Annotated in this window: 8 protein-coding genes and 1 pseudogene; 6 read left to right on the forward strand and 3 right to left on the reverse strand. The window is 68.2% G+C overall.

All coding sequences use genetic code 11. The annotated features are described in order from the left end of the window. Window positions 1-47: 47 nt before the first annotated feature. The 3 genes from ACWGIU_RS13030 to ACWGIU_RS13040 all read right to left on the reverse strand — a co-directional run bounded on the left by ACWGIU_RS13030 (window position 48) and on the right by ACWGIU_RS13040 (window position 6,379). The gene (locus tag ACWGIU_RS13030) at window positions 48-1,979 is read right to left on the reverse strand and encodes an APC family permease (RefSeq protein ID WP_453705197.1); all 1,932 of its coding nucleotides are present in this window, start codon (window positions 1,977-1,979) and stop codon (window positions 48-50) included. 168 nt (window positions 1,980-2,147) lie between these two features. After that, complete coding sequence (gene kdpB / locus ACWGIU_RS13035; RefSeq protein ID WP_453705199.1) at window positions 2,148-4,298, reverse strand: potassium-transporting ATPase subunit KdpB; 2,151 nt, start codon at window positions 4,296-4,298, stop codon at window positions 2,148-2,150. A 269-nt stretch (window positions 4,299-4,567) separates the two neighbouring features. Further along, on the reverse strand, window positions 4,568-6,379 hold the full coding sequence (locus ACWGIU_RS13040; RefSeq protein ID WP_453705201.1) for an APC family permease: 1,812 nt from the start codon (window positions 6,377-6,379) through the stop codon (window positions 4,568-4,570). 582 nt (window positions 6,380-6,961) lie between these two features. Here ACWGIU_RS13040 and kdpF point away from each other — a divergent pair. The 6 genes and pseudogenes from kdpF to ACWGIU_RS13070 all read left to right on the forward strand — a co-directional run. After that, entirely contained in the window at window positions 6,962-7,051 is a 90-nt protein-coding gene (gene kdpF, locus ACWGIU_RS13045) for a K(+)-transporting ATPase subunit F (protein WP_453705203.1), read from the forward strand. Between the two features lie 6 nt (window positions 7,052-7,057). After that, a complete protein-coding gene (gene kdpA, locus ACWGIU_RS13050; RefSeq protein WP_453705205.1) occupies window positions 7,058-8,722 on the forward strand; it encodes a potassium-transporting ATPase subunit KdpA in 1,665 nt (554 codons plus the stop codon). Beyond that, on the forward strand, window positions 8,719-10,824 hold the full coding sequence (gene kdpB / locus ACWGIU_RS13055) for a potassium-transporting ATPase subunit KdpB (RefSeq protein ID WP_453705207.1): 2,106 nt from the start codon (window positions 8,719-8,721) through the stop codon (window positions 10,822-10,824). The genes kdpA and kdpB (ACWGIU_RS13055) overlap by 4 nt, the downstream gene beginning before the upstream one ends. 3 nt (window positions 10,825-10,827) lie before the next feature. Further along, a complete protein-coding gene (locus ACWGIU_RS13060; RefSeq protein ID WP_453705209.1) occupies window positions 10,828-11,544 on the forward strand; it encodes a potassium-transporting ATPase subunit C in 717 nt (238 codons plus the stop codon). Between the two features lie 123 nt (window positions 11,545-11,667). Further along, window positions 11,668-12,357 carry a response regulator gene (locus ACWGIU_RS13065; RefSeq protein ID WP_453705211.1) on the forward strand — a complete coding sequence of 230 codons (690 nt, stop codon included), beginning with the start codon at window positions 11,668-11,670 and terminating at the stop codon, window positions 12,355-12,357. Window positions 12,358-12,398: 41 nt separating this feature from the next. Further along, window positions 12,399-13,173: pseudogene (locus ACWGIU_RS13070) on the forward strand (histidine kinase); the annotation flags it as partial.

Here is a 13,173-nt window from a genome sequence, read left to right on the forward strand (position 1 = left end):
GGCCCGGCCCGATTCCTGTCGGCTTCTTGACGCCGGATCGCCGGACGTCAGCCGGCGTGGACGTGGGGGCGGCGGGCCCGGTCCGGTTCGGCCTCGCGGATGACCTCGCGGGTGACGGGGGCGACTTCGCCCTGGCCGAAGAGGAAGAAGCGGAGGAAGTTGGCCATCGGGTTGCCCTCGGTCCACTCGAAGTAGATGTGGGGGCGCTGGCCGGTCTCGTCGCGGACGTACAGGAGCAGGGCGGCCAGCGCGTTGGGGATGCTGGAGCTCTCCAGGGTCAGGACGCGGTAGCGGCCGTGGAGCACTTCGCCGCGCACCCGCATGCCGGATTCGAACTCGGACGCATCCAGAACGGTGACTTCGACGAACATGACGTCGTCCTCGGACGGGATGTCATTGTCCGCGCGGATCTGAAGCTTCTTCTGCCGGTACTCGTCCAGGTCCCGGCTGCCCGGCTCGTTGGCGATGAAGCGGATCGTGCGGTTGGCGGTGTCGCGGATGAACCGCTGCGCCATGTCGTCCAGCTCGATGTCCGTGACACGGAGTTCGAAGACACGGGCGAGTCGGGACAGAAAGGAGAGGGCCATGATGCCGCCGATGAAACAGGCGCCGATCTTCACGCCATCTGGGCGCTCCACGACGTTGACTGCGGTCGTGTAGAGCAGGACGGCGGAGATGACGCCGAAGGCGATGCTCCAGCCGCGCTCCCCCGCCCGGCGGGCGGCGATGGTCACGGCGACGGCGGCCGAGCTCATCAGGACGAGGACACCGGTGGCGTACGCGCCGCCCTGGGCGTCGACGTCGGCGTTGAAGAGCCAGGTGACGAGGAACGCGATCAGGGTGAAGACGATGATCATCGGCCGCACGGCGCGGGCCCAGTGCGGGGCCATGCCGTAGCGCGGCAGGTAGCGCGGCATCAGGTTGAGCAGGCCGGCCATGGCCGAGGCTCCCGCGAACCACAGGATCAGGATCGTGGAGAGGTCGTAGACCGTGCCGAAGGCGGAGCCCAGGTACTCGTGGGCGAGGAAGGCCAGGGCCCGGCCATTGGCCTCGCCGCCCGTCTTGAACTGGTCCGCCGGGATCAGCAGCGTGGTGACGAAGCTGGAGAGGATCAGGAAGACGCTCATGATCACGGCGGCCGTGGTCAGCAGCTTCTTGGTGCCGCGGATCCGGCCGGCGGGCTTGTCGTCGGTGTCGTCGCTGTCGCCCTCGACGTGCGGCATCACCGCGACACCGGTCTCGAACCCGGACATGCCGAGCGCGAGCTTGGGGAAGACGATCAGCGCGATGGCGATCATCATGAACGGGTTGCCGTGCTCGGCGGTGAGCGCGTCCGACCAGTCGGCGATCACGTGCGGCTCGGATATGACCTCCCACATGCCGACCCCGATGACGACCACGTTGAGCGCCAGATAGCTGCCCACCAGCACCACCGCGACGCCGATCGCCTCACTGAAGCCCTTGAGGAAGACCGCCCCGAGCAGGGCGACCATGATCAGGGTGATCAGCACCTCGTGGCCGCGCAGGGTGCTGGTCAGGTGCGGGTTCTCCACCAGGTGCGCACTCGCGTCGGCCGCAGAGAGGGTGATGGTGATGAGGAAGTCGGTCGCCGCGAACCCGAGCAGGGTGAGGACGAAGAGCTTCCCCTTCCAGAAGGACAGCAGCCGCTCCAGCATGGCGATGGAGCCCTCGCCGTGCGGACTCTCTTCGGCCACCCGCCGATAGACGGGCAGCGCGCCGAAGAGGGTGAGCAGGACGAGCACGATCGTGGCGATCGGTGACAGGAGTCCGGCCGCGAGCGCCGCGATGCCGGGCTGGTAGCCGAGGGTGGAGAAGTAGTCGAGGCCGGTCAGACACATGACCCGCCACCACGGACGCCCCTCGTGTGCGGTGTCGGCGTGCGACTGCTGCTTGGGGCGGTCGGTCAGACCTTCCAGCATCCACGCGCGCAGGCGCGGAGTGCGGGTAGGGGTGGCCATCGTGGTGCTCCTGTCGTACGGCATGGAATCAGCCATCGACGTCGACGGCTGGGCCAGCGTACGCAGCCTGATCGTTCATGCTCGCTCAGGGTCTGATCCTGACGCGTTCTTAACGCGGGCAGCGGACAGCTCCTGCCTGTGGACGTCGCCGACCCGGCCGTGCGCGCTTCAGCCGAGGCCCGGGATGGTGGACACCAGCAGGTCGATGAGCTTGATACCGACGAATGGCAGGATCAGGCCACCGAGGCCGTAGACGCCGAGATTGCGGCGCAGCAGGTCGTGTGCGGAGGCGGGCTTGTAGCGGACGCCGCGCAGGGCGAGGGGGATGAGGGCGACGATGATCAGGGCGTTGAAGATGATCGCCGAGGTGATCGCGGAGGTGGGGCTGCTCAGGCCCATGATGTTGAGGGCCTCCAGTCCCGGGTAGGCCGCGGTGAACATGGCCGGGATGATCGCGAAGTACTTGGCCACGTCGTTCGTGATCGAAAAGGTGGTCAGGGCGCCGCGGGTGATGAGGAGCTGCTTGCCGATCTCGACGATGTCGATGAGCTTGGTGGGGTTGGAGTCCAGGTCCACCATGTTCCCGGCCTCCTTGGCGGCCGAGGTGCCGGTGTTCATCGCCACGCCCACGTCGGCCTGCGCGAGCGCCGGGGCGTCGTTCGTGCCATCGCCGGTCATCGCGACGAGCTTGCCGCCAGCCTGCTCCCGCTTGATGAGCGCGAGCTTGTCCTCGGGAGTGGCCTCGGCGAGGTACTCGTCGACACCCGCCTCCGCAGCGATGGCGCGGGCCGTCAGCTCGTTGTCGCCGGTCACCATAACCGTACGGATCCCCATGGCGCGCAGCTCCGCGAACCGCTCCCGGATGCCGTCCTTGACCACGTCCTTGAGGTGGACGATGCCGAGGACCCGCGGCCCGTCCCAGTCGTGGACCGCCACCAGCAGCGGGGTGCCGCCTGACTCGGACACGGATGCCGACCAGTCGGCGGCCTCGGACGGTACGGTCCCGCCGCGTGCCACCACCCAGTCGCAGACCTGCGTGACCGCGCCCTTGCGGATGGCGCAGCCGGCGCCGTTGTCCCAGCTCAGGTTGATGCCGCTCATCCGGGTGCGGGCGCTGAACTCGGTGAAGTGGGGGTTGCTGAGGTCCTCGGCGGCGGTCGGCTGGAGCCCGTACCGGAGGGCCAGGGCTACGACGGAGCGGCCTTCGGGGGTCTCGTCGGCGAGGGAGGACAGCTGGGCGGCGTCCGCGAGCTTGACGTGGTCCGTGCCGGGCAGCGGGATGAAGGCGGCGGCCTCGCGGTTGCCATGGGTGATGGTGCCGGTCTTGTCGAGGAGAAGCGTGTTCACGTCACCGGCTGCCTCGACGGCGCGGCCGCTCATCGCGATGACGTTGCGCTGGACGAGGCGGTCCATGCCGGCGATGCCGATCGCCGAGAGGAGGGCGCCGATCGTGGTGGGGATGAGGGTGACGAGAAGAGCCACCAGGACGGTGGTGGACTGCGCCGCGCCCGCGTAGGCGGCCATCGGCTGGATGCTGACCACGATCAGGATGAAGATCACGGTCAGGGCGGCCAGCAGGATGTTCAGCGCGATCTCGTTCGGGGTCTTCTGCCGGGTCGCGCCCTCGACCAGGGCGATCATCCGGTCGATGAAGCTGTTCCCGGAGCGCGACGTGACCCGTACGACGATCGAGTCCGACAGGACCCGCGTACCGCCGGTGACTCCGGAGCGGTCGCCGCCCGACTCCCGCAGGACCGGGGCCGATTCGCCGGTGACGGCGGACTCGTCCACCATGGCGGCGCCGTCGACCACGTCCCCGTCGGCCGGGACCAGCTCCCCCACCTCGACGAGCACGAAGTCGAAGGGCTGGAGCTCGGCCGGGGTCACCGCCTCGGTTTCCGCGCGGCGCAGGTTGGCCCCGTACGTCCAGTGGTTCAGCCGCAGAGCGACCGTGTCCGTACGCGCCTTCCGCAGCGACTCGGCCTGAGCGCGGCCGCGGCCTTCGGCGACGGCCTCGGCGAGGTTGGCGAACAGGACCGTCAGCCACAGCCAGACGCTGATCACCCATGTGAAGACGGACGGGTGGACGAGCGCCGAGAGAGTCGTCAGGATCGATCCGACCGCGACGACGAACAGCACCGGCTTCTTTACCAGTTCACGCGGGTGGAACTTGACGACGGCCTCCCGGGCCGAAGTGGCGAGGAGCTCGGGTTCCAGCATGCTCACCTGCCCGGAACGTTTCCGGGACGGGCGGTTGACCGGAGTCCGCGGAGGGGTCCCGAGACCCGGAGGAACGTGCTGCGCGGCGGCGGGAGGCATGAAGCGACCTTCTGGTGAGTTCGGCTGAGCACCCCCTGCCGGGCAAGGCCGGCAAAGGCTGGGCGCGGGTGAGGTGAGGGTGAGGGGTGTCGCCGCCGGGGACTGTCTCCATGGACCCCCTCGGCCGTCATGTGAGTAATCGAGATCCCCGGCGGCGCAACAGGCAGGAAGCTACCGGCAGTTTCCAAGGAGGCCCCCATGCGGGCGGGGGAATTGGCGCCTCCTTGACGGCGGCGCACGAGATGCGTCAAGCCGCCGTCAGAGGTGTGTCAACGTGCGTCGGCCGTGATGCGGAAGCGCAGTCGGCAGATGACGGCGTCGGTGTCGCGGCGTACCGCGTGGGCGACGACGGAACCGCGCTGGTTCTGCAGCATCCGCTGCCACAGGCGGGCGGGTTCGGTCTCCGGGATGAGGACGGTCACCTGGATGTCGGGGTGTGTCCGCGTCAGCTCGCGGACGTACGCCGACACCGGACGGCCGAGTGACCGGGTGTCCGAGGCGAGCTCGATCAGCTCGACGCCGGGCTTCCACAACTCCCAGTCCCTGCGCAGGGCTTCGGCTGTCTGCCGGTCCTCGGGGGCCGGGTGGGTCACCGTCACCGCCAGGACCTCGTCGCCGAGCGAGGGTGCGGCGGTCAGTGCCTGGCAGGTCAGCCGGGACAGCCCGGAAACGGGTACGACGACCAGGGAGCGGGCGCGTCGGGGCGCCTGCGGGATACGGCCGAGCTCCAGGCGTTCACCGATCTGGGCGTAGGTGCGGTGGATCTTCTCGAACGCGAGGACGATCAGCGGCAGGGCGATGACGATCAGCCAGGCGCCCTCGGAGAACTTGGTGGCGGTGACCACGACCGCCGACACTCCGGTGAGCAGCGCGCCCGAGCCGTTGAGGGCCGCCTTGGCCCGCCAGCCCTTGGGACGCTCGCCGTACCAGTGCCGGACCATGCCGACCTGGCAGATGGTGAAGCCGATGAACACGCCGATCGCGAAGAGCGGGACGAGGGTGTTCGTATCACCGCCGGAGAACACCAGCAGGACGGCGGACACGAGCGCCAGCCACACCACGCCGTGGCGGTGCACCTGCCGGTCCGCCTTGAGGGCGAAGAGGTGCGGCAGGTGGTTGTCGCGGGCCAGCAGGCTCATCAGCACGGGCAGACCGCCGAAGGAGGTGTTCGCGGCGAGCGCGAGCAGCACCATGGTGGCGAACTGGACGACGTAGAAGGCCGCGTTGTGACCGAAGGACGCGTCCGCGAGCTGAGCGAGGACGGTGACGCCTTCTACGGGCTGGAGGTGGAAGCGGCCGATCAGGACCGACAGGCCGATCAGCATCACGCCGAGCAGGGCGCCGAGCGCCACTTCGGTGCGCTGGGCGCGCCGGGCGGCCGGGGCGCGGAAGGACGGCACGGCATTGGCGACCGCCTCGACACCGGTCAGCGCCGAGCAGCCGGCCGCGAAGGCTTTCAGCAGCAACAACGCGCCGACCGTAGTGGCACCTTCCCCAAGCGCGGAGGCGTGCCCGGCGGCCGAGGCAGTGCTGACCGGCCCGTCACGGAACAGGCCTACGACGACCATCGCCAGGATCGACCCCACGAACACGGCGGTGGGGACGAGGAAGGCCTTGGCGGAGTCCACGACCCCGCGCAGGTTCACCACCGTGACCAGGGCGAGGACGCCGAGGCAGATCCACTCCCGCTCCCCGTACAGCTCCGGGAAGGCCGAGGTCAGGGCGGCGACGCCGGCGGTTACCGAGACGGCCACGTTCAGCACGTAGTCGAGGATCAGCGAGGCCGCGGCCACCAGGCTCGTACGCCGGCCGAGGTGCTTCTTGGCGACGGCGTATGAGCCGCCTCCGTCCGGGAAGGCCGCGATGACCTGCCGGTACGAGGCCACGAGTACGGCCAGGAGCGCGGCGATCGCCAGGGTGACAGGCAGCGTGAAACCAAGGCCGTACCCACCGGCCGCCGCCAGGACCAGCACGATCGACTCGGGTCCGTACGCGACAGACGCCATCGCGTCGAGCGACAGGGCGGCCAGGCCTTGGAGGGCGGTGAGCCGGTGCCGGTCCACTGCCGCCTGCGTCCGCACGCCGGTATCAGGAGGCTCCTCCGTGCCCGAAGCCTGTCCTGCCGTGGCCGGCTTTCTTATGTGTATGGATATCGTCGCTCGTTCCTCAGTTGGACAAAGTGAGGACAGCGTCCGGACGGCTCGGCCGGATGACCAGTGTTCTTGGCGCGGTCCATACGACCGCCGCCCCACTCTTCACGCACTCCTGATGCCGGGACCGGAAAGTCGTATGGGATGTGTCAAGACCGCGCCGGGGTGCGTGACTCCCCCTCCGGCGGGGGCAGGCTTGCTGACTGGCCGGACGGAGAGACGGAACTGCGGGTCGTCGGCGGAGGCCATTACTACGGCCGCTTCCTTCTCGATCCGCTGCCGGACCGGCCCCTGGCGTCAGTGCGGCGTTAAGAGTTCCCTTACGGGCGTATGGACACCGTCAAGGCGTCTTAACGCCGGGCTGAAGACACGGTTATCTCGTCATCGGCCGTCTGGCCGATTCTTTTCTTCCCTCTTCATCCAGGAGCTCACGGTGGCCGATCTGGCCTTCGTCGTCACCACGGTCGCGGTCTTCGCGCTGGTGGCTCTCATCGCCCGGGGGGTGACCAAACTGTGAACGCCGAAAACGTCGTCGGCCTCGTCGTGGCCGTCTCCCTGCTCGGATACCTCATCCTCGCCCTTGTGTACCCGGAGAGGTTCTAGCCACCGATGAGTCCCGTTCTCGCTGGTGTGCTCCAGCTCCTCGCGCTGATCGCCGCGCTCGCGCTGGCCTACCGCCCGCTGGGCGATTACATGGCCCGCGTCTACTCCTCCGAAAAGCACTACAAGCCGGAGAAGTGGATCTACAAGGCCATCGGCGCCAACCCCAGCGCCGAGATGCGCTGGCCCGCCTACCTGCGCAGCATCCTCGCCTTCTCGGCCGTGAGCGTCCTCTTCCTCTACGCCCTCCAACGGGCCCAGGGCATCCTTCCCGGCTCGCTCGGCTTCTCCGCGATCGACCCGGACCAGGCCTTCAACACCGCCGCCTCCTTCGTCGCGAACACGAACTGGCAGTCGTACTACGGCGAGCAGGCCATGGGCCACGTCGTCCAGACCGGCGGCCTCGCGGTGCAGAACTTCGTGTCGGCGGCGGTCGGCATGGCCGTCGCAGTGGCTCTCGTACGGGGCTTCGCGCGCTCCCGCACCGGCGAACTCGGCAACTTCTGGGCCGATATGGTCCGTGGAGTGGTCCGTATCCTGCTGCCCATCTCCGTGATCGGCGCGATCATCCTGGTCGCGTGTGGTGCGATCCAGAACTTCTCGGGGATCCACGAGGTCGGCCAGTTCCTCGGCGGGACGCAGCAGTGGAACGGCGGGGCGGTCGCCTCGCAGGAGGTCATCAAGGAACTCGGCACCAACGGCGGCGGTTACTTCAACGCCAATTCCGCCCACCCCTTCGAGAACCCGACCCCCTTCTCGAACCTCTTCGAGATCTTCCTGATCCTGCTGATCCCCTTCTCGCTGACCCGCACCTTCGGCCGCATGGTCGGAAACCTGCGCCAGGGCTACGCGATCCTCGCCACGATGGCCACCATCTGGCTCGGTTTCACCGCGCTGATGATGTGGACCGAGTTCGCGCACCACGGCCCGGCGCTCCAGGCCGCGGGCGGTGCGATGGAGGGCAAGGAGACCCGCTTCGGGATCGGCGCGTCCGCGATCTTCTCGGTCGCCACGACGCTGACCTCGACCGGCGCGGTCAACTCCTTCCACTCCTCCTACACCGGACTGGGCGGCGGCATCCAGCTGCTGGGCATGCAGCTCGGCGAGATCGCGCCCGGCGGCGTCGGCTCGGGCCTCTACGGCATGCTGATCATGGCAATCATCGCGGTGTTCATCGCCGGTCTGATGGTCGGCCGCACCCCCGAGTACCTGGGCAAGAAGATCGGCACCCGCGAGATCAAGTTCGCGGCCTGCTACATCCTCATCACTCCCGCCCTGGTCCTGGGCTTCACGGCCGCCGCAATGGCCCTGGACACCCCGGCGAACTCGATGACCAACACCGGCGCGCACGGATTCTCCGAGATCCTCTACGCCTACACCTCGGGCGCCAACAACAACGGCTCCGCCTTCGCGGGCCTGAACGCCGACACCCAGTGGTTCAACAGCACCATCGGCATCGCGATGCTGCTGGGGCGCTTCCTTCCGATGGTGTTCGTACTGGCGCTGGCCGGCTCGCTGGCCGAGCAGAAGCCCGTACCGGAGACGGCGGGCACGCTCCGTACCGACAAGCCCCTCTACACGGGCCTGCTCGTCGGCACGATCCTCATCGTCACCGGTCTGACCTACTTCCCGGCCCTCGCCCTGGGTCCGCTCGCCGAAGGGCTCGCCTCATGAGCACCGCCACCCCCACCCGTGCCCCGCACGGAGACATGCCGACCAGTCACAAGCCGGCCCCCGGCCGGGTCGGCGGCGGCCTCTTCGACCCCAAGCAGCTGCTGAAGTCCTTCCCGGACGCGATCCGCAAGCTCGACCCCCGGATCATGATCAAGTCCCCGGTCATGTTCGTCGTCCTGATCGGCTCGGTCGTCACCACCGTGCTCGCGGTCAAAGACCCGACGGACTGGTTCGGCTGGGCCATCACCGCCTGGCTGTGGCTGACCACGATCTTCGCCAACCTCGCCGAGGCCGTCGCCGAAGGCCGCGGCAAGGCGCAGGCGGACACCCTGCGCAAGGCCAAGACGGACTCCGTCGCCCGCCGTGTGACCAAGGACGGCAAGGGCGAAGAGCAGGTTCCCGGCGCTGAGCTGCGGATCGGTGACCTGGTGGTCTGCGAGGCTGGCGACATCATCCCGGGCGACGGTGACGTCGTCGAGGGCGTCGCGTCCGTCGACGAGTCCGCGATCACGGGCGAATCGGCTCCGGTGATCCGGGAGTCGGGCGGCGACCGCAGCGCGGTCACCGGTGGTACGAAGGTGCTGTCCGACCGGATCGTCATCAAGATCACGACGAAGCCCGGCGAGACCTTCATCGACCGGATGATCGCCCTGGTCGAGGGCGCGGCCCGGCAGAAGACGCCCAACGAGATCGCCCTGAACATCCTGCTGGCGTCCCTCACGATCGTCTTCCTGCTCGCGGTCGTCACCCTCCAGCCCTTCGCGATCTACGCGGGCGCCGAGCAGTCGATGATCGTGCTCACGGCTCTGCTGGTCTGCCTGATCCCGACCACGATCGGTGCTCTGCTCTCGGCGATCGGCATCGCCGGCATGGACCGGCTGGTCCAGCGCAACGTGCTCGCCATGTCCGGCCGCGCCGTCGAGGCCGCGGGCGACGTCTCCACGCTCCTGCTCGACAAGACGGGCACCATCACCCTGGGCAACCGCCAGGCGTCGGAGTTCGTCCCGGTCAAGGGCACGACGGAGGCCGAGCTGGCGGACGCCGCCCAGCTCTCCTCCCTCGCGGACGAGACTCCCGAGGGCCGTTCCATCGTGGTCCTCGCCAAGGAGAAGTACGGGCTGCGCGAGCGCCACCAGGGCGAACTCGCCCACGCCGAGTGGATCGCCTTCACCGCCCAGACCCGTATGTCGGGCGTGGACGTCGACGGCAAGCAGACCCGCAAGGGCGCGGCCGGCTCGGTCATCACCTGGGTCACGGAGCAGGGCGGCGAGGTCTCCGACGACGCCGACATGCTCGCCAACAAGATTTCGGAAGCGGGCGGCACTCCGCTCCTCGTCGCCGTCAAGGACGACAAGGGGGCCCGTGTCCTGGGTGTCATCCACCTCAAGGATGTCGTCAAGGAGGGCATGCGCGAACGCTTCGACGAGCTGCGGCGCATGGGCATCAAGACGATCATGATCACCGGTGACAACCCGCTGACGGCCAAGGCCATCGCGGAGGAGGCGGGCGTGGACGACTTCCTCGCGGAAGCGACGCCCGAGGACAAGATGGCCCTCATCAAGCGGGAGCAGGCCGGCGGCAAGCTGGTCGCGATGACGGGCGACGGTACGAACGACGCCCCGGCGCTCGCGCAGGCGGATGTGGGCGTGGCGATGAACACCGGCACCTCGGCCGCCAAGGAGGCCGGGAACATGGTGGACCTGGACTCCAACCCCACCAAGCTCATCGAGATCGTCGAGATCGGCAAGCAGCTCTTGATCACCCGGGGCGCCCTGACCACCTTCTCGATCGCCAACGACGTCGCGAAGTACTTCGCGATCATCCCCGCCATGTTCGCCGTGGTCTACCCGGGCCTCGACAAGCTCAACATCATGGGCCTGCACTCCCCCGAGTCGGCGATCCTCTCCGCCGTCATCTTCAACGCGCTGGTCATCATCGCGCTCGTACCGCTCGCCCTCAAGGGTGTCCAGTACAAGCCGACCAGCGCCGACAAGATGCTCCGCCGCAACATCGGTCTGTACGGCGTGGGCGGTCTGATCGCCCCGTTCATCGGCATCAAGATCATCGACCTGCTTATCTCCCTCATCCCCGGAATCGGCTGACCCATGAACAACTCTGTCGGAAACACAGTGCGGTTGATCGGGGCAGGTCTGCGAGCGTTGCTCGTTCTGACCGTGATCTGCGGTGTTCTCTACCCGCTCGCCGTCACCGGCGTCGCCCAGGCCGTCTTCAACGACAACGCCAACGGCTCCGAAATCAAGGACAAGAGCGGCCAGGTCGTCGGCTCCTCCCTCATCGGCCAGACCTACAACCTGCCGAAGAAGGACCCCAACGACGCTGAGGAAGCCTCGAAGCCGGACCTGAAGTGGTTCCAGCCGCGCCCCTCCAACGGTCTCGGCGCCAACAGCGTCAACACCCAGTACTCGCTGATCCTCTCCGGCGCCACCAACCGGTCCGCCGACAACGGCGCGGTCAACGGCAAGTGCACTGACCAGGCGGAGGAGGGCACCCTCTGCGCCCAGGTCCTCGCCGCCAAGGACGCCGTCATCACGGACAACTCCACGGCCTCCTACCAGGTCAAGCCCGAGGACGTGCCGGCCGACGCCGTCACCTCCTCCGGCTCCGGCCTGGACCCGGCCATCTCCCCCGAGTACGCCAAGCTCCAGATCCACCGCGTCGCCGAGCAGAACAAGCTCGACGTCAAGCAGGTCGACAAGCTCGTCGCCGACCACACCGAGGGCCGGACGCTCGGATTCATGGGCGAGCCCCGCGTCAATGTCCTCGAGCTCAACATCGCCTTGAAGGCGCTGTCCAAGAGCTGATGTTCCACATCGCACGGTAACGAAGCCGGCGGGGCGCCGAAGCTCCCCCAGCTACCGCTGGGAGGAATCCAGCGCCGCGCCGGCTTCTTGCCGTGTCCGCAACGAAGGAAAGGCTGCACACCGATGACCCGGGTGCTGGTGGTGGAGGACGATCCGCAGCTCGTCCGCGCGCTGAAGATCAATCTCCAGGCGCGCAAGTTCGAGGTCGAGGAAGCCACTGACGGCGGCACGGCCCTGCGGCTCGCCGCCGCCCACAAGCCGGACGTCATAGTGCTCGACCTCGGACTCCCCGACATGGACGGCATCGAAGTCATCAAGGGCGTCCGCGGCTGGAGCAAGGTCCCCATCCTGGTCCTCTCCGCCCGCCACACCTCGGAGGACAAGATCCGGGCCCTGGACGCCGGCGCGGACGACTACGTCACGAAACCGTTCAGCATGGACGAGCTCCTGGCCCGTCTGCGGGCAGCCACCCGCAGGCAGGAGGCACCCGAGTCCTCCCGGTCGGCCGAGGTCTCCGTGGTCACGACCGACGAGTTCAGCATCGATCTGATCGCGAAGAAGGTGCACCGGGGCGAGCGCACCGTCCGGCTGACCCCGACCGAATGGCACCTGCTGGAGATCCTCATTACCCATCCGGGCCGGCTGATCACCCAGAGTCAGCTACTGCTGGAGGTCTGGGGACCGACGTACGGAGAGAACACAAACTACCTGCGGGTCTACATGGCCCAACTACGGCGCAAACTGGAGGCGGATCCCTCGCACCCGCGCTATTTCATCACCGAGCCGGGCATGGGATACCGCTTCGAACCCTGATCACCCGCCCAATCCCCAGCACACAGAAGAAGAGACGGAACATGGGACGCGGCAAGCTCCGCATCTACCTCGGCGCCGCGCCGGGCGTCGGCAAGACGTACGCGATGCTCTCCGAGGCGCACCGCCGGACCGAGCGGGGCACCGACTGCGTCGTCGGCTTCGTCGAGCACCACAACCGCCCGCGCACCGAGGTCATGCTGCACGGCCTGGAACTCATCGAGCGGCGCGAGATCGAGTACCGGGGCAGCACCTTCACCGAGATGGACGTCGATGCAGTCCTGGCGCGCCGCCCCGCCGTAGCGCTGGTGGACGAGCTCGCCCACACCAATGTGCCCGGCTCGCGCAACGCCAAGCGCTGGCAGGACGTCGAGGAGCTGCTCCAGGCCGGCATCGACGTCGTCTCGACCGTCAACATCCAACACCTGGAGTCGCTCGGCGACGTGGTCGAGACGATCACCGGGGTCCGCCAGCGCGAGACCGTCCCCGACGAGGTGGTCCGTCGCGCGGACCAGATCGAGCTCGTCGACATGTCCCCGCAGGCGCTACGCCGCCGTATGGCGCACGGCAACGTCTACAAGCCCGACAAGGTCGACGCGGCCCTGTCGAACTACTTCCGCCCCGGAAATCTCACCGCTCTGCGCGAGCTGGCCCTCCTGTGGGTCGCCGACCGGGTTGACGAGTACCTCAACGAGTACCGGGGCGAGCACAACATCCGCTCCACCTGGCAGGCCCGCGAACGCATCGTCGTCGGCCTCACCGGCGGCCCGGAAGGCCGCACCCTCATCCGCCGCGCCGCCCGCCTCGCCGAAAAGGGCG

The sequence above is a fragment of the Streptomyces sp. NPDC054840 genome (assembly GCF_053611065.1).

What these genes read in the sequence shown, in the direction of transcription:
- ACWGIU_RS13030 (WP_453705197.1), bottom strand. Translation starts at nt 1,979, where the DNA reads ATGGCCACCCCTACCCGCACTCCGCGCCTGCGCGCGTGGATGCTGGAA.
- kdpB (WP_453705199.1), bottom strand. Translation starts at nt 4,298, where the DNA reads ATGCCTCCCGCCGCCGCGCAGCACGTTCCTCCGGGTCTCGGGACCCCT.
- kdpA (WP_453705205.1), top strand. Translation starts at nt 7,058, where the DNA reads ATGAGTCCCGTTCTCGCTGGTGTGCTCCAGCTCCTCGCGCTGATCGCC.
- kdpB (WP_453705207.1), top strand. Translation starts at nt 8,719, where the DNA reads ATGAGCACCGCCACCCCCACCCGTGCCCCGCACGGAGACATGCCGACC.
- ACWGIU_RS13060 (WP_453705209.1), top strand. Translation starts at nt 10,828, where the DNA reads ATGAACAACTCTGTCGGAAACACAGTGCGGTTGATCGGGGCAGGTCTG.
- ACWGIU_RS13065 (WP_453705211.1), top strand. Translation starts at nt 11,668, where the DNA reads ATGACCCGGGTGCTGGTGGTGGAGGACGATCCGCAGCTCGTCCGCGCG.